Origin of the sequence: Chloracidobacterium sp., from assembly GCA_016715795.1 — a bacterium.
GTDB lineage: Bacteria > Acidobacteriota > Blastocatellia > Pyrinomonadales > Pyrinomonadaceae > OLB17.
Genome location: JADJXP010000002.1, coordinates 701,414 through 724,758 on the forward strand (window position 1 = coordinate 701,414; position 23,345 = coordinate 724,758).

Annotated in this window: 19 protein-coding genes; 7 read left to right on the top strand and 12 right to left on the bottom strand. The window is 56.1% G+C overall.

Translation table 11 applies throughout. The features are described 5' to 3' along the window. Positions 1–41 precede the first annotated feature (41 nt). The 11 genes from IPM59_08095 to speA form a co-directional block, all read right to left on the bottom strand. Positions 42–1,595: an efflux RND transporter periplasmic adaptor subunit gene (locus tag IPM59_08095; GenBank protein ID MBK9215548.1), complete on the bottom strand. Its 1,554-nt coding sequence runs from the start codon at positions 1,593–1,595 to the stop codon at positions 42–44. Beyond that, positions 1,592–2,806, bottom strand: a complete 1,215-nt coding sequence (locus tag IPM59_08100) for a TolC family protein (protein ID MBK9215549.1) — start codon at positions 2,804–2,806, stop codon at positions 1,592–1,594. The genes IPM59_08095 and IPM59_08100 overlap by 4 nt, the downstream gene beginning before the upstream one ends. Before the next feature lie 135 nt (positions 2,807–2,941). After that, positions 2,942–3,586, bottom strand: a complete 645-nt coding sequence (locus IPM59_08105; protein MBK9215550.1) for a hypothetical protein — start codon at positions 3,584–3,586, stop codon at positions 2,942–2,944. Further along, on the bottom strand, positions 3,576–6,704 hold the full coding sequence (locus tag IPM59_08110) for an efflux RND transporter permease subunit (GenBank protein MBK9215551.1): 3,129 nt from the start codon (positions 6,702–6,704) through the stop codon (positions 3,576–3,578). The genes IPM59_08105 and IPM59_08110 overlap by 11 nt, the downstream gene beginning before the upstream one ends. 13 nt (positions 6,705–6,717) lie before the next feature. Then, positions 6,718–7,137, bottom strand: coding sequence for a FixH family protein (locus IPM59_08115; GenBank protein MBK9215552.1), 420 nt, complete (start codon positions 7,135–7,137; stop codon positions 6,718–6,720). Between the two features lie 112 nt (positions 7,138–7,249). Then, the gene (locus IPM59_08120) at positions 7,250–7,636 is read right to left on the bottom strand and encodes a hypothetical protein (protein MBK9215553.1); all 387 of its coding nucleotides are present in this window, start codon (positions 7,634–7,636) and stop codon (positions 7,250–7,252) included. A 67-nt stretch (positions 7,637–7,703) separates the two neighbouring features. Then, on the bottom strand, positions 7,704–8,201 hold the full coding sequence (locus IPM59_08125; protein MBK9215554.1) for a hypothetical protein: 498 nt from the start codon (positions 8,199–8,201) through the stop codon (positions 7,704–7,706). 90 nt (positions 8,202–8,291) lie between these two features. Next, the gene (locus tag IPM59_08130; GenBank protein ID MBK9215555.1) at positions 8,292–9,773 is read right to left on the bottom strand and encodes a DegQ family serine endoprotease; all 1,482 of its coding nucleotides are present in this window, start codon (positions 9,771–9,773) and stop codon (positions 8,292–8,294) included. A 69-nt stretch (positions 9,774–9,842) separates the two neighbouring features. After that, entirely contained in the window at positions 9,843–10,745 is a 903-nt protein-coding gene (gene speB / locus IPM59_08135; protein ID MBK9215556.1) for an agmatinase, read from the bottom strand. Positions 10,746–10,813: 68 nt separating this feature from the next. After that, positions 10,814–11,875, bottom strand: coding sequence for a deoxyhypusine synthase family protein (locus IPM59_08140; GenBank protein MBK9215557.1), 1,062 nt, complete (start codon positions 11,873–11,875; stop codon positions 10,814–10,816). A 25-nt stretch (positions 11,876–11,900) separates the two neighbouring features. After that, positions 11,901–13,823, bottom strand: coding sequence for a biosynthetic arginine decarboxylase (gene speA / locus IPM59_08145; GenBank protein ID MBK9215558.1), 1,923 nt, complete (start codon positions 13,821–13,823; stop codon positions 11,901–11,903). Positions 13,824–14,140: 317 nt separating this feature from the next. Between speA and IPM59_08150 the strand changes: the two genes are divergently transcribed. The 7 genes from IPM59_08150 to IPM59_08180 all read left to right on the top strand — a co-directional run bounded on the left by IPM59_08150 (position 14,141) and on the right by IPM59_08180 (position 21,281). Then, positions 14,141–14,563 carry a prepilin-type N-terminal cleavage/methylation domain-containing protein gene (locus IPM59_08150; protein MBK9215559.1) on the top strand — a complete coding sequence of 141 codons (423 nt, stop codon included), beginning with the start codon at positions 14,141–14,143 and terminating at the stop codon, positions 14,561–14,563. 54 nt (positions 14,564–14,617) lie between these two features. Next, on the top strand, positions 14,618–16,264 hold the full coding sequence (locus tag IPM59_08155) for a hypothetical protein (GenBank protein ID MBK9215560.1): 1,647 nt from the start codon (positions 14,618–14,620) through the stop codon (positions 16,262–16,264). A gap of 88 nt (positions 16,265–16,352) precedes the next feature. Continuing rightward, the gene (gene rimO, locus IPM59_08160; GenBank protein MBK9215561.1) at positions 16,353–17,702 is read left to right on the top strand and encodes a 30S ribosomal protein S12 methylthiotransferase RimO; all 1,350 of its coding nucleotides are present in this window, start codon (positions 16,353–16,355) and stop codon (positions 17,700–17,702) included. A gap of 63 nt (positions 17,703–17,765) precedes the next feature. Next, the gene (locus IPM59_08165) at positions 17,766–19,157 is read left to right on the top strand and encodes a glycine--tRNA ligase (GenBank protein ID MBK9215562.1); all 1,392 of its coding nucleotides are present in this window, start codon (positions 17,766–17,768) and stop codon (positions 19,155–19,157) included. Next, positions 19,154–20,257, top strand: a complete 1,104-nt coding sequence (locus IPM59_08170) for a DUF4118 domain-containing protein (GenBank protein ID MBK9215563.1) — start codon at positions 19,154–19,156, stop codon at positions 20,255–20,257. The genes IPM59_08165 and IPM59_08170 overlap by 4 nt, the downstream gene beginning before the upstream one ends. Continuing rightward, complete coding sequence (locus IPM59_08175) at positions 20,254–20,949, top strand: response regulator transcription factor (GenBank protein ID MBK9215564.1); 696 nt, start codon at positions 20,254–20,256, stop codon at positions 20,947–20,949. Before IPM59_08170 ends, IPM59_08175 begins: the two co-directional genes overlap by 4 nt. A gap of 56 nt (positions 20,950–21,005) precedes the next feature. Next, positions 21,006–21,281, top strand: coding sequence for a hypothetical protein (locus IPM59_08180; GenBank protein MBK9215565.1), 276 nt, complete (start codon positions 21,006–21,008; stop codon positions 21,279–21,281). Here the strand turns inward: IPM59_08180 and IPM59_08185 are convergent. Beyond that, positions 21,278–23,080 carry an amino acid transporter gene (locus IPM59_08185; GenBank protein MBK9215566.1) on the bottom strand — a complete coding sequence of 601 codons (1,803 nt, stop codon included), beginning with the start codon at positions 23,078–23,080 and terminating at the stop codon, positions 21,278–21,280. The two genes, IPM59_08180 and IPM59_08185, sit on opposite strands and share 4 nt — an antisense overlap. Positions 23,081–23,345: the final 265 nt, after the last annotated feature.

Sequence of the window (23,345 nt, forward strand, 5' to 3'; positions counted from 1 at the left end):
TTTTCGCTTTTGGGGCAACGTTAGGATTCGACGATCTATACTCAATGCAGGTGTTCGGGCTGGCCCTGTTGTAATTTTGTCCACTCGGCCCTGAGCATAAAACTACCGTTCGTTACGACACGTTCGCCTTGAGTTATGCCGTCCATTACGGGGAAGCGGCCTCCTGTTTCTTGGCCGAGGCGAACCGGGCGAAGTTCGAATGTATTCGGATCGGTGGTTGCCACAAAGACGATCTGACGATCATCGATCGTTTGGACAGCCGAAGCGGGAACGACGGGCGTCGTCCGCTCACCGGTCTGCAGACCGCCAAGCGAGACGCCCACATACATTCCCAGCTTCAATGCACTACCTGGATTGTCGAGCTCTATTCTGACCTTCGCCGTACGGGTTGCCTCGTCGATCTGTGGATCGATGTAAGCGATCTGCCCGCGAAAGACTCGGGCCGGAAAGGCATCGCTCTCGATCGTTGCCGGCCCTCCGATGCGTAGCCGGGTGATATCGCGCTCATAAACCTGTGCGATGACCCATACGCTGGAAAGGTCAGTTACGCGCAGTAGCTCTTTATTTGCGTCGATCACCTCTCCGGGATTGACGGAACGGCTGGTGACCGTACCCGAGATCGGGGCAGGCACCGCGAGCTCCGCCCGCACCTGCGAGGCCGAGGTCAGACGGTCCACCCGGCCGTCGGACATTCCAAAAAGGACGAGCTTCTGTCTGGTTGCCGCAAGTTCGCCCTCGGCGGCACGGAGCTTATTGAGGGCCTCTTCGTTGGCCGAGCGGACCTCCGGGCCAACGGGCAAGAGCTTTGATGCGCGTTGCTCACGAAGGTGGGCCTCTTCCATTTCCGCCTCGGCCGTGCGCAACTTTGTGTTGTCCTGTTCGAGTTCTTCGCGGCTTGCAGCGCCTATGCGCAAGAGGCGAGACGTGCGTTCGTACCTGTTGCGCATCTCGCTAAGCGCCGCTTCGGCCGCGCGGCGTTGTTTTGTCGCCTGTTCCAACTCGATGCGGCCGGGCGAGTTGATCGCTACGAGCCGCTGAGTTCGTTCGTGGTTTCGGCGAGCCGTTTCGACTTCAGTGCGGAGCGCGACATATCTTGCTTGAGTTTCGGCAAAGCTATCACTGAAAATGACCGCGATCGTCTGCCCTGCGCGAACATTGGCCCCCAGTTCCGGCAGTACACGCCTGATCACGCCGCCGGCCAAAGCTACGGCGGGCGTCTGACGATATGCGTTTGCCTCCACAACGCCGGCTGCGGCCGTGGAGTCGCTCTCGGTCGTTAATTGTTCGCCGATCGCCTCGATCGTGACACCGGCGTTTTGCAACTGCTCCGGCGATAGAGTGATGGTTTGATTCGCAAGTGGCTGCTCCGGCGTTGTATCAACGCCGACATTGCGAGGCGGCGGAACGGGCCGGCCGGAATTTCCTCCAAGCGGGCCGAGCCACCAATAGCCGAGCGCAACTGCAAGCAATCCCGCGAGGCTAAGGCCAGCGATCAGCAATGGTTTGGAGCTCCGCGTTGCTCCGCCTTCCATTAGCACCTCCGGATCGGATCCTGATCCGTTATCGTCCGAGGACAAGTTCTCATTCTCACTCATTTGTTTCTAAGCTCCGGAGCATTCGAGGCCCGCAGCGCCTCGACACGCGCAAGATATACCGCGAGCAACGCGTCAATATAGCCATTTTCCGTTTCGATAAAGCGTCGCTGTTCGCCGATGTAGTCGAGCAGCGTTTTCGAGCCGAGTTCGTACGTCTGACGGACGGTGTTGAGATTGGCCGCCGCCTGGCCGCGAACGCCGACACGATAGATCTCAAGTGCCCGGCGAGAGCGGTCGTAACTGACGAAGGCGGCCGCAACCTCACGTCGGACAGTGAGTTCGCCGAAGGTCCGACGATCGCGGGCAGCACCTTCTTCGAGAAGTGCCGCGGCGACCATGCCCTGATTCCGATTGCGCACCGGTAACATGATCTTCACGCCGAACGTAAAGAACTTCATCTTTTGATCGATAGGCAAAAGGGCACCGGTATCGGCTTCGATGCCCAGCAAAGGAAAGCCCGACTGCATTCGCTGGTAACCGAGCATAACGTCCGCGTCGATGCGACCCTCAGTGCGGGCTTGGTCGGCACGAGCAGCGGCGAGTTGCTCGACCGCTCGCGCTCCCACGAGGTCCGGCCGTGTTTGAAGGGCACGTTCGGCCGCACCGACATTCGAAGGTATGGGCTCGATAAGGCCCTCCAGGTCACCGCTAAGGGCCAGCGGCTCTTCAGGCGACATTCCAAGGAGGTTACGGAGCTCGAGCAGTCGGATCTCGGCCGCAGAATCGGCGGTTTCACGGATCGCTCGGATCCGATTCAGTTCGACGGTCTCCATGCCTTGATCGAGCGGGGCTCGCCGCCCTTCGGTAACCTGAGCCGAGACGAGATCGAGGTTGTTCGTGGCAAGGGCGAGCAGATCCTCTGTAAACTTCAGCTTCAATACGGCGGCAAGAGCCTCGCCAAACTTGTTTCGCACTTCTGCCGCCAACTGCAATTCACGTGCGGCGGCAGACTGTCGGCGGATCTCAAGCTCCTGCGCCGCAACACGCATCCTCGCCTTTCTGCGTCCGCCGAGCTCGAGCGGGAGGCCGCCTTCGATCATAAAACTGTTGTCAGAGCCGCCAAGCTGATTTGTTCCGCGAACCTCGAGCGTCGGATTCGGCCGAAGGCCTGACTGCCTGAGAAGGGCCTCGCCGGCCTCGGCCTCCTTTTTCATTGCGATCAGATCAGTATTGCGCTCAAGTGCAACATCGACCGCCGTGTCCACGGTCATGCCGCCTGCTTGATCAAGGTATCTCGTATAGCTTGTCGAAGGAGACGGTCGGGAAGTTTGGGCAAGCAGACCAATGTCCGAAACCAAGAAGGTTGCCAGTATCGATCCGATTGATAATGCCGTTTTTAACACAAATTACCGGTGATCGTGCGTTTCAAGAAATTCGCCACGCGGGCCCACGCCCTCCTTATGAACAAGCTCTGCACCGTGATGGCCGGCCATGGCTACTGCTGCTGCCGCTGCGGCCAGGAGCAATGTCGCCACAGCCTCGCTCCACCAAGAACGCTTTAGGACAAAATTCGACAAGGTTTTGACCGCAAGACCCGCGACGGTAAACCAGAACGTAAGCGAAGCGAACTGCTCGTGTTCGAGTAACAGCCGTTGTGCATTCTCGTTGAGTCCGGCCGTGTGCGGGTGGAACGTGTTTGAGGAAAGCCAGGCAGTCACCGCGCCAGCGAATGCAAAGCAGATCACCAACCATGCCATCTCGCTGCGGAAAACGCCGAGTGATATCAATTGCAGCACCGCGGCCAGAATGATCAGCATGATCGGAAAGTGAACGATCAATGGGTGAAGCGTCGGGAATTCCGAATGGCTCGAGCGAGATATCGGTGTAGCTGCTGCCGGAGTCTCAACGACGGAATTTGCATTGCCGGCCACGCTTGTAACGACGCTCGGCGACTTCTTGTTGTGATCCTCATGCCCTGCCGCCGGGATCGTTCCAAGCGCGGACAAAAGTATTGCGAAAAGTATGTATTGCCTGAGATGATCAGCTTTCACACGGCACCTCCTGCTTCGATAGTTCGTAAAGACGCAGCCAATAGAAGATGACCGGCGTGACGATCAGAACATGCGCCAGACTCGAAACCATACCGCCAAAAACGGGAACAGCCAGTGGTCGCATCACCTCGGCACCCGCTCCGCTACTCCACATTATCGGCAACAGGCCGGCGAGAATGGTCGTAACCGTCATAACCTTTGGCCGCAGGCGCAGGAGAGCACCCTCTGTAACGGCATCCAAAAGCGATTCGCGGTCCAGCGTTCCGAGCTCGGCTTTCTTGCGGGCAACCGCCTCCTCTAGATAGACGACCATCACAATGGTCGTCTGGACCGCCGCGCCGAACAGCGCAATGAACCCCACCCAGACGGCAACTGAGAAGTTATACTGCAGCATCCACAGCAGATAGAATCCACCCGTCAAGGCAAATGGTACGGCAAGCAGAATATGCCCGGCCTCAAGGAAGGATCGATATGTGAAATAGAGCACCGCAAATATTATGAAGATCACGATCGGTACAACTATCATCAACCGAGACCGTGCACGCTGCTGATTCTCATACTGTCCGCTCCACGTGAAGTAGTATCCGCCCGGCAGTGAAACTTGCTGCTTGATCAGCGGGTCGGCCTCGTCGACAAAACTTCCAATGTCCCGTCCACGAACGTTCAGGAGCACCGTCCCGCGGAGCAGCCCGTTCTCGCTTTGTATCATCGAGGGGCCTTCCACAGTGCGTATCTCGGCAAGCTGTCCAAGCGGGATCGGTGCGCCCGAAGCTGATGCCACAGGTATTCGGGCGATGGCCTCCGGCGTGCGGCGAAACTCAGGGGCATAGCGAACGCGGATCGGAAACCGATTGCGTCCCTCTATCGTCACGGTTAGATTCACCTCGCCGATGCCGTTCTCAATGACCTCCTGGATCGCTGCCACATCGATGCCGTAACGGGCCGCGGCTGTCCGGTCGATGTCGATGTCGATGTATGGTGCCCCGCCGATCTGTTCGGGATATACGTCCGCTGCCCCCTCGACGCCGCGAACGACCTCGGCGATCTGGCGGGAAACATGTTCGAGGGCGTTGAGGTCATTGCCGTAGATCTTGATGCCGATCTGTGATCTGATGCCCGTCGCCAGCATCTCAATGCGGTTGATGATCGGTTGGGTCCAGATATTCGTCACGCCCGGCATGCGCAGTGCAGCATCAAGCTGGGCAACGAGTTTTTCGCGCGTCATGCCGTCACGCCACTCCTTCTCCGGCTTCAAGTGGACAACTGTTTCGTTCATGTTTATCGGCGCCGGATCCGTTGACGTTTCGGCACGGCCGGCCTTGCCGACCGCTGAAACGACCTCAGGAAATGAGGCGATGATCTCATTTTGCTTGCCCAGGATACGTGTCGCTTCATCGAGCGAGATGCCGGGATCCGTCACGGGCATATAGAGAAGGTCACCTTCATTGAGCGGCGGCATGAACTCACTGCCGATGGCGGTAGTCGCGACCATCGCTCCGACAAAGAAGAGCAAAGCGAGGGCGGCGGTGATCACTCTATTCCGAAGCGCTAATTCGAGGAGGGGCCGATAAAAGCGACGCAGAATGCGCATTATCGGGTTGGCCTCTTCCGGCTTAAGCTTGCCTTTAAGGAGAAATCCGCATAGGACCGGGCCGAGCGTAATTGCCATGACCGCCGCGGCGATCATCGCGAATGACTTGGTGTAAGCGAGCGGGTGAAACAGCTTTCCTTCCTGGCCCGTGAGAGCAAAAACCGGAATGAACGCGACGACAATGATGGCCATGGACGAGAATATCGGCCGGCCGACCATCTTTGTGGCGTCGCGAACTATTCGCCAGACCTCTTCACGGTTTGAGAGGCTGATCCCTTCCTTTTCGATCGCTCGGTATGCATTCTCCGTGACAACTATGCCGGCATCTACGAGGTCGGAAACGGCGATCGCGATCCCGGCGAGCGACATTATGTTGGATGTCACTCCCATAAAATACATGAAGAGAAACGACACGAGGGCGGCCATCGGCAACGGGATAGTGACGATGAATATGGAACGAAAATGAGCGAGGAAGATCAGATTGACGAGCGTGACGAGGATGAACTCCTCAGTAAGGGCCCATTTTAGCGTGTCTGCTGTTCGATTGATCAGGTCGGTGCGGTCATAAAAAGGAACGAGGCGGACGCCCGCGGGCAGGCCGGGCTTGATCTCGTCGATCTTCTTCTTGACCGCATCGATCGCATCGAGAGCACTGACGCCATAACGCATTATTACGACACCGCCGACCGCCTCCTTGCCATTCTTATCGAGCGAACCGGTCCTGAACGCATTGCCGAGCTGAACCTCAGCGACGTTCCGGACATAGATCGGGGTGCCGTTACTGGCTCCGATCACGATATTCTCGACATCGGCAACCGACTCGACCAGGCCAAGCCCGCGGACGACTGCCCACTCACCGGCCTGTTCGACGACGTTGCCGCCGACATTGTTATTCGACCGTTCGACGGCATCGACGACGGCGGACAAGGGAATATTGACGGCGCGCAAGCGGTTTGGATCGACATCGATCTGATACTGCTGCACATAGCCGCCGACGGTGGCGACCTCCGCGATGCCGGGCGTCGAGTTCAGCTGATAGCGCACGAACCAATCCTGCAGCGTCCTCAGGTCGCGCAGACTCATCGTGTCAGATTCGAGCGTGTACCAATAGATCTGGCCGAGGCCCGACGCGTCGGGCCCGAGCGTAGGCGTTACACCGTCAGGAAGCTGTCGGGCAACAAGGTTGAGCCGTTCAAGAATGCGCGTTCTCGCCCAGTAGAGCTCGACATCGTCTTCGAAGATCACGTTGATCATCGAAAAGCTGAATGCCGAACTTGCACGCACGGTCCGCACCCCAGGCAGTCCCTGAAGGTTTGTGACCAGCGGGTACGTTACCTGATCCTCGACCTCCTTGGGTGACCGGCCCGGCCAGTCGGTAAAAACGATCACTTGGTTGTCGGAGACATCAGGTATCGCATCGAGCGGTGTTTGTGTAAGCGCCCAATAGCCGGCCAACGCGATCGCGATATATATAGCGATCACGATGATGCGATTCCTGATGGACCAATCGATGAGCCAGTTGATCATCTTTTACAACGGATCATTGGGCTGTGATCGGCACCATAGCCTTTCCTTTTCCGACCGGCCCCTCGTACGTGATCTGAGCCTGCCATTCACCCGACATCGCCAGGTTGACGTGACCCGCATAGACGCCGGGCGTGCCGGTAGTTGTGAGCGTAGCCGGATCATTCATAGCCGCCATCGACCCCATCGCGGGCATAAAGAAATTGAGGGCCGCAGCTCCGACATCAACCGGCTTTCCCGACGCGTCGGCGAAGGTTAACGTAAAATCCTGCTTGCCCTTACGGAGCGTGCCGTCAGAGCTTGAGAGCGTTGCGGTCAGATTATTTCCCGCAGGCCCGCTCTTGATCTCCTTGCCGGTAGAACTGCCGCTCGCTCCACATGACAATGTGAAGGCAGCGAGGACAGTGATCGATATTAATGCGATAGTTTTTAACATTATTGAGTTTCCTTAATACTCCTGTATTGAAAATGTGATACGCCGTCACGCTGCAACACGCGCGCGTGACCGCCGGCCATGAAGGCCACGGATAGCCGAATAGATTATTCGATTAGATCAGAAAGGCGTGATGGCGCAGGTATAGCTCGGGAGGCCGTGGACGTTTGAGGCGGTGACGTGCGGCCCGCCGTGTGGGAACGGATCTTTCAACCGCGGCCCATTCGACCGAGATCGGCGGGAAAGAAGTCGTAGGCCTGGCCGCCTGAAGATTGATCTGTGGTGTCGGGTTTGAACGGTCCTGCGTGAGCCGGTCAGCTTGGCGGACCTCGCAGTCTGCGGCGCAGCAATCCTTGGCCTTTATCGCATCACCGCCGGCTTTATTGCTCTTGCAGCAGGAATGCGTCGCTTCATCATCGCCGCCCAAGCATCCGCAAACGCCCGCATAGACTTGGCCGGCGATAGCAAATATGAACAGGAGTGATGCGAATCGTTTGAGCATACCCTCTCCAGAGAACTATGTGCCGAATCGCGATATTTGTCAATAGGATTTCCGGCACGATCAAAGTTCAGGCCTCATCCGCATTGTCGGTCGGGCCTTCCGGCGTGGCTTGCTCAGTCTCAGCGGCTGGAGGAAATGTGAGCTTTCGCAGGCGAACGAGAACAAATTGGTCAACAAAGGCCACAACAAAGACCACGACGATCAGGACAGCGGCAAAGATGGGGCCGATGCCGTCGCCGGACGAAAGACCGTTAGCTGTGCGGAACTCCGCCGCCGCAGGCTCGAGCCAAAAGGATCGCAGGATACTAAATATGGCGAAATAGATCGCACTCAGCCACAATGCCCATGCTCGTCCGCCGGCCCAGAATACGGCGTTACCAAGCAGGAGCAAAACCGCGGTCGTAAGCCAAAGCGCCGTCCAACCGTAGGTCGAATGGTACTCGTAGCCAGCCATCGCGGCCGCCGGGGCACCAACACTTTTGAGCCAACTGCACGAATAGCATGTAAAGAACGCCATCAGCGCCATCGATACAGCCAGGATGCCCAGATAGATCTTGCCAAACATACCGCAGTTTTTAGCACAGAATTCGGACAAATCAAAAGGCTGTCGGGCACACAGTCCTCGACAGCCTCGTTCTGTTGCTCGGATTTTCGGCTAGCTAGGACGGACCGTTAGGTAGATAGTTTGACCCCGTCGTGAGATCAGGAGAAGCACAGGTTTGTCACCTGATGCATCAAGCGCCGTCCGCACGTCAGCGGCTGATCTGACCGCTTGGCGATTTATCTCGAGGATGACGTCTCCCCGCGCTACGCCCTCCTCGGCCGCGGGCCCATTAGGATCAACGTCTGTTACGACCACACCCTCGGTGTCGGGTCCGAGGTCCAAGCGGCGGGCCATTTCAGGTGTTAAGGGTTCAATGTTAAGCCCCAGCTTGCCGCCCTGGTCCTGCGGACCCGGGCCATCGCCGCGATTCCGGCCGGGCGAGTCGCCCTTCTCATCGCCTATCTGAAATTCATCGAGCGTCGCTGTCAGGTCCATTTGCTTACCATCGCGAATGACGCTTAGCTTGATCTCAGTTCCCGGAAGCGTGCCGGCGACCTTATTCCGAAGCACGTTGCTATCGTCGATCTTTTCGCTGTTGATGGCGGTGATGATGTCGCCTCGTTTGACTCCGGCTTTTTCGGCCGCACTGCCTTGGCGAACGTTGCTCACCAACACGCCGCTACGCTCCGTGATGCCAAGGGCCTCTGCCGTGTCGTCAGTGATGTTCTGAATATTGATACCGAGCATTCCGCGACGGACCTTTCCGTTCTTGATCAACTGGTCCATCACGCTGCGGGCCATATTTGACGGTATCGAAAATGCAATGCCGATATTGCCGCCGCCAGCGCCGCCCGAGAGTATCTGCGAATTGATACCGATCAACTCGCCGTTGAGGTTGACGAGAGCGCCGCCCGAATTTCCGCGATTGATAGGAGCGTCCGTCTGTAGAAAATCCTCGAAGCTTCCGTCGCTAAGGCCGGTGCGGCGGCCCTTTGCCGAAATGATGCCGGCCGTGACCGTCTGGCCAATGCCGAGTGGATTGCCGATTGCGAGGACGATATCCCCTACACGCACGCTGTCAGAGTTGCCAAGAGTAAGAAAGGGCAGATTCTCGCCTTCGATCTTGATCACGGCAAGGTCGCTGGGCTGATCTGAGCCGACAACGGTCGCCTTGAATGACTTGTTGTCGCTCATCAGCACGGTGATCTTTTCGGCTCCTTCAACCACGTGATGATTGGTCAGAATGTAGCCGTCAGCCGAAACTAACACGCCCGAACCCAGGCCGCGTTCGAGTTGAGGACGCTGGTTGGGCTGCGGGATCTGAAACTGTCGAAAGAAGTCGTCCATACCGGGCGACTGGCCGCGAGCCGGAGCTTTTTCACGATGATCTGCCTCTATCCTGACGACGGCCGGCGACGTTCGCTCGACGATATCCGCGTATGACGTTCGCATGCCGTCAACGACGACAGGCATCGGCGAGGCGGCAGGCGGAACTTCAGCCGGCGGCGTCTGACCGCCCGTAAAAAGACCTGTCGTGCAGCCGGCGAAAAACAATGTGGACGCCAGCGTGAAAAGAAAAATAGTGCGTGTCATGTGTATTTACTTCTCCCAATCATTCATCGTATACGAAACCAAGGTCAGGACTGTTCGGCAAAACACGCCCTAAGCAAGCCTCGGTGATTCATTTTTGAAGATGTAGGCGAGCGATTTATAGACAAGTTTTGCACAAAGAAAAGCCGGAGAGTCGTAGGTATCGACATAGGAATACTCGACAAGGTCCATCCCGACAACCCGTTTCTTTTCCGCGAGTTTCCGTATCAGCGTCAAGGTCTCGTACCAGCCCAATCCACCTGGCTCCGGTGTGCCCGTGGTCGGCATCAGTGAAGGGTCGAGGCCGTCGATATCTATCGTCAGGTACACGTTATCAGTCAACCCGTGAATTGCATCGTCGATCCAATCCGTTCGTCCGACGATGTCGCGCGCCCAAAAGATCCTTGTCGGCAGGCCGTCTTTTAACGAACGTGCCTCGTCGGCTGAGATCGATCTGATGCCGACCTGGACGGACGGTATCCGCATGTCCTTGACTACACGAGCCATTATCGAGGCGTGCGAGTGCGGCGTGCCGTCGTAGGTATCCCGCAAGTCAGCGTGGGCATCGATCTGCAGGACGCTGAGATTCTCGAACTTCTCGTTGTGCGCCTGAATTATCGGAGCCGAGACCGAATGCTCGCCGCCCAACATACAGATGAACTTTCCTGATTCAAGCAGTTCTTTTGCGCTGTTGTAAAGCCCGAACATCATCGCGTCGGGCGTATCGCGGGGCGTGAACTCAGGCAGCGTGTGGATGCCGAGCTTATAAGGTTCGGTATCGGTCTCTTCCTCATAAAGCTCCATGTTCCGCGACGCATCGACTATCGCCATGGCTCCGGCGCCTGTTCCGGTGCCGTAGGAAACGGTTCCTTCATATGCGACGGGCCACACAAGAACGCGCGCGGCATCGAACGAAGAATATTCCTCGTCGTCGATACCGCCGAAGTTCATTGGAAGGGAAGCTGATTCGCTCATGGAAGTTTCGATTTGCCATTTGCGACCTTCCGGGAGACCGCAAATTGAAATTCGCAAATCGCAAAGTCCTACGGAACGTCGATGCTCATCTCGCGGCCGGCGAATCCAAACGTTGGCCGTTTGCGGCCTTTCATGAATTTTGCAGCCGTCTGCGAGAGAGCCGTAATGACCATTGGAAGTGCGATCGAGGGGTCGCAGGCAACGTGCGCCGTGGTCGCATTCTTCAAGAGCTTGCCGAAGACCGATGGATGGTCGCTGTTATACGACGGTGTCCTCGCACCTGCGCCGGCGAGGTCGTTCGCGATCGCGATCGCGTACTTATGACCTCTCGGGTTAGTGCGGGTAATGTAAGAGGCTATCTCACCAACATTTACGACGTGCTGTGTGCCGGCTCCACCGAGCGTGATGATGCCCGAATTTCTGGTTCGCTGCGCGATGGACATGATCTCCATCGTGTCCGGTGTCGTGTCGAACGATATCTGCAGCTTCTTATCGAATTTTGCGCGTGCGATGCCGATCGCCATCTCAGAACCGGGCAGGTCCGGACAATAGACCGGTATTCGCGATTTGAAGGCAGATGTCAAGATCCCGTCCTCATGGGCTATCTCGGACAATTCGCGGCCGAGCAGCAGCAGGAACTCGCGAAACGAGTACGGCCGGCTGGTGTCGAGTTGGTTGATGACGCTACCGATCCATTCGTCGGCTTCCTGATATTCTTCACGGTTTGCGATGACATCACCAAGCCTCATAACGTCAGCTGCATCAAGGTCCTCATCACTCATGCTCGGATGGGCCTGAAAATGATTGCGCCCGAGCGTCTCGTGGATGTCGTGGTACAACACCGTCCCGGACATGACGAGCACATCGACAAAGCGATTCTTGATAACGTACGACAGCAGCCGGCGCATGCCTGAGGTGATCAGATTGCCTGAGCCGCAGACATATATCGTCGAATTGTCATCAAGCATATCGAGCCAGATGCGATGCGCTTCGGCGAGCTGACGGGCGCCGAACCCGGCCCCTTCCATTTTTTCGAGCAGCCCGGCTACGGACCGATCACGATCTACGGGAACGGGCCGCGTCGGAACGGTCAGGAACTTTGAAGACTTGCTCTTGTTTTTCGATACCATAAGTTTATTTCCACCAATAGTTTAACTATTTTCCATTCGGGGTCAGGTAAGTGTATGTCTCGGCCTGTCCCTCATAAAATTCTATTACCTTGCTGCCCTCCGTATTCGACAGCCGGCCATCCTTGATGCTTTCGAGCACCGATTTACGAAAAGTATCGTGCAGCTGTCCCGGATCGAACCTTACCGACGAAACCGCCTCGCCCAGTGTCGCACCAGAAATTACCTTCTTAATGATGTAACCATCCTCACCGATAAACACATGGGCCTCGTGGGGAACGCCAAAAAGGTTATGGTTATTGCCCATCACCTCCTGATACGCCCCGACAAGCATCATTGCGAGATAGTAAGGTTCACTTTTAACGAGCTTGTGCAATTCCAACACTGGTTTGACGTCGTGAAGGTCAACGAACTTATCGACGATACCGTCAGAATCGCAGGTTATATCACAAAGCGTAGCATATTCGGCGGGCTTTTTGTTGAGTTTATGTATAGGCACGATCGGGAAGAGTTGTTCGAGTGCCCAGTTGTCCGGCATTGAGCGAAACACCGAGAAATTGGCCAGGTATTTGGCGCACATCAGGCGGCGAAGATCATCAAATTCCTCCGATACATACTTCTTTTGCTGGGCGAACTGGTCTGCCTTTTCGCAAATGTCCCAGAACAGGACCTCGCCCTTGCCTTTTGATTCCAGCGTGAGCAAGCCGAGATTGAACATCGTGAAAAGTTCCTCGCGATGTTCGAGGGCGTCGTGATAATACTCGCGATAGTTCTTTCCGTTGATTGATTCGCGAAGGTCAAAGAGCTCATGCACGATCTGCGGGTCGTCGCGGTCAGGGTCAACGAGGCCGTGGTCCTCGACCACAGTCTCGATCTCGTCCTGGACGTTCGTGACCAGGATCGCGTGGTATGCCGAGAGGTAGCGGCCCGATTCCTGAATGATGGTCGGATGCGGGACGGTCTCGTCCTCACAAACCGTCTTTATTATATAAACAACATCGTTGGCAAATTCGCGTGCGTTGTAGTTCGCTGAAGACTCAAATGACGTTCGCGAGCCGTCGTAATCCACGGCCATGCCGCCGCCAATGTCGAGATACTCGATCGGGATCTTCATTTTGCGGATCTTTGCATAGGTCCGCGCGGCCTCGCGCATGGCGTTCTTGATGCGTTTGATGTCCGTGAGCTGCGAGCCGATATGGAAGTGCAGCAGCCGCAGCATATCCAGCCGGCCGGCGTCTTGCAGGCGGCGGATCACTTCGAGTATCTCGGTCGTCGTCAGGCCGAATTTTGCTGCTTCGCCGCCTGATTTTTCCCACTTGCCTGAACCTTTCGAGTAAAGTTTTACTCGGACGCCGATCATTGGCAGCGAGATATCCGGACTTTCCGCGGCGATCTTCGAGGCGATATCAAGCGTGTGGTCAAGTTCGCTGAGCTTCTCGATCACAATGACGACATTCTTGCCCGCGAGAGCCCCGGCAAAGGCCAGGTTCAGGAAGTCGCGATCCTTGAAGCCATTGAGAACAAGAAGGCTGTCCTTGGCCTGTTCGAGTCCGAGGGCGGCGTAGAGTTCGGGCTTCGAGCCGGCCTCGAGGCCAAAGGCGTAACGCGAACCTTCGCGAAGGTATTCCTCGATGACGGCTCGGTTCGAATTGACCTTCATCGGAAACACGCAGAGGTGGCCGCCTTCGTATTCGAATTCTTTTATCGATTTACGAAATGCCGTCTGTAACTTGCGTATCTGGCCAAAGATAAGCTGAGGGAATCGTAGAAGCACGGGCGTCGAAACGCCTCGCTTCCTCAGGTCATCGACTATTTCCTTAACATCTGCGGTTAGGTTGTCGTTTTCGGGAGCGCGGACAACAAGATTGCCCTTACGGTTTACACCGAAATAGTCGGCCCCCCAGTTATCGATGCCGTACGTCTCTATGCTCTGATCTACGATCGCGCTCAAATCGGTTGTCTATCTCCGGCCAAAATGTCCAATCGGGCATTCCAAAGGCAAAGTTTGTAGTGTAATAAAATAATCCAAAAAAACAAACACGGTGTTTTGACCATCGGTAAAATTCCCAGTGTCGTCATCTTGTATTTCTTGGCATAACCCTTGCACATGAATCATCCGGGCGATGGCAGATCAGCCGGAATGAGCCACTAGATCCAGCAAAATGCCATATTCGCGGCAATATAACGCAGCCAGCATGCCGAAAGTTGTCAAGGTCGATGTGACAAAATACGTCACTTCTGAATATTTTCGCGAAGCGAGGTGATCCGATGAGAAGTACGAGAGAACAGGGATTTTCGGTGGTCGAACTGCTGACCGTGTGTGCTGTGATCGGCATAATAGCGTCCCTTGCGATCCCGCATCTTCAAAAGGCGTTGCGGGCCTCGGAAAACGGCAATACCTTTGCGACGATGAGAACGATCGCCTCGACGCAGGTCAATTTTTTTACTCAGAACAGCCGCTTTGGCAGGATAACCGAGATCAATAACCTCCTCTCCAGCAGCATCGGAACCAATTCCGGCAACGAGGTTACCCGAGGGAAGTTTGTGATATCAATGACGCCGGCCGCTCCGACGGATGCTGAGTTACGCAACGGCTACACCGTTACCGCGACACGGAACGTCGCCGGCGAAGGTGTTACGTATGTGTACCAGTTGACCCAGACCGGAGAGATCCGGCAGATACTGCCCTAGCTCGCGCCTCTCTTTCCGCCCGCCTCGATTCCCGCCCTTAGATGAGTGCCCACCATGAACGTATTCGAAGAACTTGTCGTCGAACTTAAGCAGGAGAACCTGCTCGAAGAGACGGTCATTGATGATCACCTGCTAAACGGGACGGATACAACGCATCTGGATCGGACCGACGAGCCAAACAAGCCTGAAGACGGTGCTCCTGTCGCGCGATCAATTGACGAGCAGCCGGAGGGCGATCCGATAGAGGAAGAGCCAACGGACCTTCAGGATATTGCATCCGAGTCGGCCGCCACGACCGTTCCGGACGAGCCGATCAGGGTAAAAAAGGGGCCCCAGTTCTATCAAAAGCGTGCGATCGCCGAGGTTTCATGCCTGCAGATGGTCGAGCATGTCCTCACCGGCGTCGAGCGCGAATATCTCAGGATCGTCCCGAGAACATACGACGATTTTAATGCCAAGAAGGCGCTGAACACATTTCTTAACGTTGCCGAAAATGTCGAGTCTGACGAGCACAAGACCGCAGAATTTCACCTGCTGCATGAAACCGAGGCGTGGTGCAGCGCGTTGGCCGAGCGTGACGGAGACATTCCTGTCGCGAGCTTCCGGCTGTGCTGTGAGAATTCGCGTCCATCGCTGAGTTCACAGGCGATGCTGGGGCTGGCTCGCTTTTATCGCAATCTGCCATACACCGAGCCGGTAAGGGCAAAGTTTGACTTTATTATCACCAGGCTCTTCTCGCGGCCGATCGACGGCTCAAAACGGGCGTACTTGTTCAGTCGGGATGACGCGCTCAAGCATATCAATACCTTATACGGCGAATGGTCGAGCGTACCGCTTTATGAGGCCGGCGATGAAGACTCAGATCTTCTGCTGACAGCGCTCAGTTTTGAGGATCTTGCCACCGAGGCCGAGAATGCAAGCGCATTCGACCAGTTGATCGCGAATGATTTCTTCGGCCGTCTGAGGCTCTTTAAGGAGAGCATCAATGAGCTGTTCTTCGCCCCTAACGTTGTAGTGGCAGCGATCGAGTGCAATGTTCGCGTCGGTAATGCCTACGTAGAACTGCTCGAACGTGAGCGTAGAAAAATGGACGACGAGAGTCTCCAGTCGAAGTACGCCGAGATACAACAGGATGCTGTTTCGGACGCTGCCGCCAGGACGCTCGACCTCGTCGATCTTCTACGAAATCCGCCGGTCCACCTGCCCGTGCAGGAAGCATCCGTAACCGAGCCGATCGCATATGAGGCCGATGATACGAGCCAGACAGAACAGGCCCATCCTGCCTCGGTCGAGGCCCGGCCAGTGCCGACAGGTCTAGTTCAAAAGGCCATTCATCAGGTCCGCTCGATCAATCGGACGCTATTGACGGTCTCCTTGATCCTGGTTGCCGCTTCCGTCGGTATTTGGATCTGGTCGGGGTATGCCGAGGAGAATATCTCAACTGCGGGTGTCAACCAGATCACGGTCGAAGGGACGTTCCTCGACGAGCACATCAAGACTGCCAAGGTCAGCCAGGATGTTTTCTACGGCCTGCTGAAACCATCCTGGGACGTTCTGCCAAAGGAAAAGCGGTTGGAATATCTGCAGAAGGTGTTTGGATCATGCAAAGAGTTCAATTGTACGCAGGTCAATCTTCTAACGAAAGATGGCAAGGCAGCCGCTTACGCATCAGCTACGAGACTGGACGTTAATATGCAGTAAACTCACAACTCATGTGTTTCGCGACGGGCCGTCTGCAGAGGCGGCCTTTTTGTTAGCGCCTTGCTACAATAAAAGATTACGGTTTGGGATGAAAAAGGTAGGATTCGTCAGTCTTGGATGCCCAAAGAACCTCGTGGACAGCGAGGTAATGATGGGCCAACTCGCCGAGGCCGGATATGAGATCACGAATGACGCATCGGACGCCGATACGGTAGTTGTCAATACGTGCGGCTTTATCGAGTCTGCCAAGCAGGAATCTATCGATGCCATCCTCGAAGCTACGCGGTGGAAATCTGAAGGGGCGGCGGGACGCGTTATCGTCGCGGGCTGTCTCGTTGAGCGTTATCGAGACGATCTGATGAAAGAGTTGCCGGAAGTCGATGCGTTCATCGGTACGTCGCAGGTCAACGACATATTAAAGGCTGCGGATGATGAGTTTGATGCACGCCAATTGACAATTACTCCGGTCGGCAACAAGAGCGCGACATACCTCTACGACGAGTACACGCCCAGGATGCGTGCGACACAATCGCATACTGCATTCATTAAGATCGCCGAGGGCTGCGACCGGCCGTGCGCATTCTGTTCGATACCGTCTATGCGGGGTTCGTTCAGGTCGCGGCGATTCGGTTCGATCGTGGAAGAGGCGAGAATGCTCGCAAAGCAAGGAGTCAAGGAGGTCGTGCTGATAGCGCAGGATTCATCTCGCTACGGCGAAGACCTCGGCGAGATTGATGCTCTTCCCGCCCTGATCCGTGCCCTTGGCGAAATCGAGGATCTCGAATGGGTTCGCGTGATGTATGCGTATCCTACCCACATATCGGATGCATTCTTGTCTGCCATTGCCGAGACCCCAAAGGCAGTAAAATATCTCGACATGCCGCTGCAGCATGCCTCGCGGAATGTGCTAAAGCTGATGAAACGCGGCGGCACGCGAGAATCCCTTGAACGGTTGATCGGCCGTGTTCGTGCCGCTGTGGACGGGATCACGATACGGACTACGTTCATCACTGGTTTTCCGGGCGAGACGGATGAGGATTTCGAAGAATTGATCGCTTTTGTCCAAAATTGCCGGTTTGATAACGTCGGTGTCTTTACTTACTCGGACGAAGAGGGCACGCCGGCCTATGATCTACCAAACAAGGTCGATCCTAAGATCGCCAAGAAGCGTCGCGACCGCCTGATGAAGGAACAAGCCAAGATCAGCCGCGAACTGAATCGATCAAAGGTCGGGTGGACGTACAAGGTAATGTTCGAGGGCCTTTCAGAAGAATCCGACCTGCTGTTTCAAGGCCGGTTCGAGGGCCAGACACAGGAGATCGACGGCCATGTTCTGATCAACGACGTTCCCGACGGGCTCGAACCCAAGATCGGGACGATCTACGACGTCCGCATCACCGAGGCCCACGATTACGACCTGGTCGGTGCGATCGTTTGATTCATTCCGGACACTACTTACTAATTAACAAATTAATAGTTAACAATTATTAGACAGCTCCTTATGACTGCACCAAACATCGAGACCATTGTTTCCTTGAGCAAGCGCCGCGGATTTGTTTATCCGGCGTCGGATATTTACGGCGGCCTCGGCTCGTCGTGGGACTACGGGCCTCTGGGCGTCGAACTGGCGAATAACATCAAGCAAAGCTGGTGGCGGTGGGCCGTTTACGAACGCGACGACATAGAGGGCGTCGATTCGTCGATCATTCAGAATCGATTGGTTTGGAAGTACAGCGGTCACGAGGACACGTTCAGCGATCCGCTCGTGGATTGTCGTGATTGCAAGACGCGCTTGCGTGAGGACAAGCTCGAAAAGGACGCTGATGGCAAGTTCGTGTGCTCGAATTGCGGCTCGACAAATCTGACCGAGTCGCGTGCGTTCAACCTGATGTTCAGGACTACGGTCGGAGCGGCTTCGGCCGAGGATGATCCGGCGGCGTTGGCTTATTTGAGGCCCGAGACCGCGCAGGGTATTTTTGTGAATTTTAAGAATGTTCTCGACACCTCACGTCGAAAGCTGCCGTTCGGTATAGCGCAGATCGGCAAGGCGTTTCGCAACGAGGTGACGCCGGGCAACTTCATTTTTCGCACACGGGAATTCGAGCAGATGGAGATCGAGTATTTCTGCCGTCCTGGGGATGCGCCGCGTATCCATCAGGAGTGGATCGACGCATACGACGGGTGGCTTCGGTCCATCGGCATCTCGGGCGAGAACGTCGTTCATTACGAACAGACGAAGGCTGAGCTTGCCCACTATTCGGATCGAACGGTCGATTTTCTGTATCGCTTTTTCCCGGAGCGGGAAGAGGAAGACAGGCAATTTGACGAGCTTCTTGGCATCGCCAACCGCACTGATTACGACCTTCGAGTCCACTCGAAAAAGCCCGAGGATGCCGCCGGAAAACGTATCAATCCCGACACGACCGAGGATCTTTCATATTTTGACCCGCAGGCCAACGAGCGTTTCTATCCGTATTGCATCGAACCGTCGATCGGCGTCAACCGCACGCTGCTCGCGGTGATGATGGACGCCTACACCGAGAAGACAAACGACAAAGGCGAGACGCGCGTGATCCTGAAACTCAAACCCGAAATCGCCCCGATCAAGGTTGCCGTCCTGCCTCTTGCCAAGAATAACGACGAGATCGTAACTCTCGCCAAGAAACTCAAACACGATCTGCAACCCTCGATGCGTGCCGTTTACGACGACACCGGCGGCATCGGCAAACTCTACGCCCGCCAGGACGAGATCGGTACGCCGTTCTGCGTCACGGTCGATCACGAATCCCTCACCGACAACGCCGTCACTGTCCGAGACCGTGATACATGGGAGCAGGAGCGTGTCGGATTGGATAACCTCACAGAGCTTTTACTTGAGCGACTCAAGCAATGAGCTTGGGCCGACGAAAGAGACTGCTGCGGTACGGCATTTCGGTCGGTGCCGTTCTGGCAGTCTCGTTTGCTTTGCTCTTGGCATCCGAACGTATCAACCAGATCACAGTAGCGATGGCGTTCCTGCTGATCGTGTTGTCGTCGGCAACGTTTTTCGGGCGCAATCCGGCGTTGTTGGCGTCGTTTGCGGCGATGCTGTGTTTCAACTACTATTTTTTGCCGCCTATCGGCGAACTGCACATCGCGGAACCGCAAAACCTCATCGCGTGGGCCGCATTTACGGTTACCGCGATCATGGCGGGCGAACTTTCGAGTTATGCTCGGAGGCGAGCTCGCGAGGCGGAACGGCTTTATGACGAGTTGCAGGAGGCCTTTGAGACGGCAACCCACACTGAGGCACTAAAGCAGAGTGAAAAGCTAAAGTCCGCACTCCTCGATGCCGTCACGCACGACCTGCGGACGCCGTTGACATCGATAAAGGCTTCAGTAACAACGCTTCTCGACAGCGAAGGCGGTCAACGCACGATCGAACTCGACAGCGAGGGCCGAGCGGAATTCCTCTCGATCATCAACGAAGAGACTGACCGGCTCAACGGCTTTATCGAAGGGATGGTCGCGCTCGCACGCGTCGAGGCGGGCTCGACTGACGCGGGTTCGATATCTAGCGTCGATGAGATCATCGTGGCGGCCGTTGAGCGTGCCATGCCCGTTACGGGGGCGCACATCCTTAAGGTCGATACGGGCGATCAGCTTATGGTGAAGGCAGATGCCGGAGCTGTTGCCGAGGTAATCTATAATTTGCTTGAGAATGCGGCGAAATATTCACCTTCGGGATCGACGATCGCGATCAATGCAGCTGCCAATAGCGGCAGCCTTACGATCTCGGTCAACGACGAGGGCAGGGGCATCCCGAATGATCTGCGGGAACGGGTATTCGAAAAGTTTGTCCGGCTGGGCGAAGGCCCGGCGAGTGGCTTGGGCCTCGGCCTTGCGATCGCGCGCGGCATAGTCGAGGCTCAGGGCGGAACGATAAGCGTCGAGGATGGCGAGCACGGGCGAGGTGCGAAGATAGTAGTCGAGCTTCCGGCGGCCAACAGATGAGTGAGAACAAAAAAGTTCTTGTGATCGACGACGAACCGCAGATCACGCGGGTCCTTCGACACAGCCTGTCGGCCCACAGGTATGATGTGCGCACCGCCGCGGACGGCGTCTCGGGCTTGGAGACGTTTCGTGACTGGCATCCGGACCTTGTCATTACGGACTTACAGATGCCCGAAATGGACGGGATCGCTGTCTGCCGTGAAATACGAAAGGCTTTTGCCGTGCCGATCATCGTTCTGTCCGTTCGCGGAGAGGAACGCACTAAGGTCGAGGCCCTCGACGCCGGAGCCGACGATTATGTAACAAAACCATTCGGCATTGATGAGCTTTTGGCCCGCGTCAGGGCTGCATTGAGACGATCACGGAATGAGGAAGATGCGTCTGCACCCCTCGTTGACGGCGATTTTAGGATCGACACCGCGACGCGACAGGTGATTGTCGCCGGCAAGACGGTGCATCTTACACCCAAAGAGTTTGACCTGCTCAGCTTCCTGTTTCGCAATCGGGGCCGCGTAGTGACGCACCGAGCGATCCTCGCCGCTGTCTGGGGCGGCGACTACACCGAACAGACAGAATACCTTCGCGTCTTTATCGGCCAACTCCGCAAGAAGATCGAGGCCGAGCCCTCGCAGCCGCGATATATACTGACCGAGCCATGGGTCGGCTATCGCTTTTCGCCCCTACCTTTATAGACTTTTTATAAAGTCATTACGCACAACTTACGTTCGCGCGGATATCTTCGCGATGTATGGCAGCGCGACTCGACACGGCAGCGGCGATCTCACGGGGCAATGCCGTTAGGCCGACGGAGCGGCCGCGTTACGGGCTAATCTTCGCCCTGCTGATCTCACTGGTCGGCGGCATCACGTCGCCGCTGCTTGGATTGGTACTGAGCGTTGTTCACGCGCTTGTGCCGGGTGACGCGCGCTTTGCAGCGGCCTCAATGGTGTTTACGTTCATTTCGATCCCGCTGCTTTTCGCCGGCGCCCACCTGATGGATGTATTTGACCGTCATCAGCGTTAGCCGCCCACATGCACGCTCGGACGCAGCTCAGGGTCGGGTTCGGCCTGCCGCAATATCTCACGAGTCACGGGGGCAGTATCGCCCTCGCCAAAAAGGATGTAACGAATAAGGTATTTGACCGGGTTTCCCTCGCTCCAGCCAAAGTAAACGTGCGGTATCTTGCCCGTCTTGTCCCTCAGGTGCAGCAGCAGCGCGGCAATAGCGTTTGGGACTGCCGGTGCGTGTGTTCGGAGGATCCGATAGCCGTCGATATCGACACCCGTGATCCTGAGTTTTCCCGAAAACTCAGAGGCATCACCGATTTCGATCTCATAAAAAAGGATCGGGTCATTCGCCGGAATGTGATTATCGACGCGTTTCTCATGTTCCTTAAAGCGATACTCGGTCAGATCTCCTTCCTCGCGGCGATTCGTAACGATGCGAATATCACCCTCAGCAAGGTCTTCAATAAACCTCTCGGCCGTCCGATCCATCTCTATCTTCTGGATACGAACCTCGGTCGTCCGCATTGCCCTGGAAATGAATGATGCGACTACGATGCCGAGGATGAATAGCGATGCGATCTTTATACCGTCGGGCCGTTCGACGATGTTTGTGATCGTCGTGTATGAGAACACCACGGCTATGAACCCAAATGCCCATTTTACGGACTGTTTGCGGACCCATGCCGAGATCGTGACAGCGATCGCTCCGGATGTGATCAGCACCAGGACGCCCGTGGCATAGGCGCCGCCCTGGGCCTCGACATCTGCGGAAAAGATGTAGGTGATCGCAAAACAGATCACCGTAAAGATCAGCACGAGCGGGCGCGTTGAACGTGCCCAGTTCGGGGCCATTCCATATCGCGGCAGATAGCGTGGGACGATACTCAGCAGCCCGGCCATTGCCGACGCACCCGCAAACCAAAGGATCAGAATCGTGCTGACATCATAGACACTGCCAAATATCTCGCCAAGGTATTGATGTGCAATAAAAGCCAGAGCACGCCCCTGAGCTTTGCCGCCCTCTTCGAATTCCTGAACCGGGATCAGGACGCTCGTGATCAGGCTGCTGAAGATGAGAAAAAAACTCATTATCAACGCCGCCGTGCGGAGCAGCTTTCGCGTTTTGCGGATACGGTTAGGGTTGTCAATGAGGGGCATCACGGCAACACCTGTTTCAAATCCTGACAGGCCGAGGGCGAGCTTTGGGAAAACAAGCAGGGCAAGGCCCGCTATCATGAACATGCTTCGCGTACCGCCGGTCGCGGCGTTGGTAAAGACGGCAGTCCGCCAATTTGCTAGCAGCGACGGTTCGAGCAGCAGGTGATAAACACCGGCTGCGATCACGACAAGATTCAGCGCGAGATACACGGCGACCAGAAACACGGCAATACCGATCGCTTCCTTAAAACCTTTGAAGAAGACGGCCGCGAGCAGGGCGATCATCGCGAGCGTGACCGCGACCGGATGGTCGAACTGGGGCAGGTGCTCCTCGATAAAACTATTGTGGATCACATGAGCAGCGGCATCAGCTGCGGAGAGCGTGATGGTGATGACAAAATCGGTCGCTACAAAGCCAAGCAGGGCGAGGACAAACAGCTTGCTCTTCCAGCGTGAAAGCAGATGCTCGAGCATCGAGATCGATCCTTGGCCATGTGGGCTCTCGGCCGCGACGCGATTATAGATCGGCAGCGCTCCAAAGAGTGTCAGCATTACCAGGATCAGCGTGGCGATCGGCGAGAGGACACCGGCGGCCGCGAAGGCAATGCCCGGCTGGTAGCCGAGCGTCGAGAAATAGTCGAGGCCCGTCAGACACATCACCTGCCACCAAGGGTGTTTTTGATGATGCGGTTTTGTCGCAGGTTTGGCTGCTGCCCGGCGGTCGCCGTTGGCCCAGCTTCCAATGGCCTCGTTTGTTGCTGTATTTGCTGATGACATAACAATGCGGCGGAACACCGAAAGGCGATGGCCGCACCGCAGGTCTGGCCGCAACTGGGGGCCAGCTTTTTCAGAATAAGTTTCGATGTCTAAAGGCTGTGTAAGGAGCACATAAAGATTTCATAAAGACGGCCAGGCGACACAG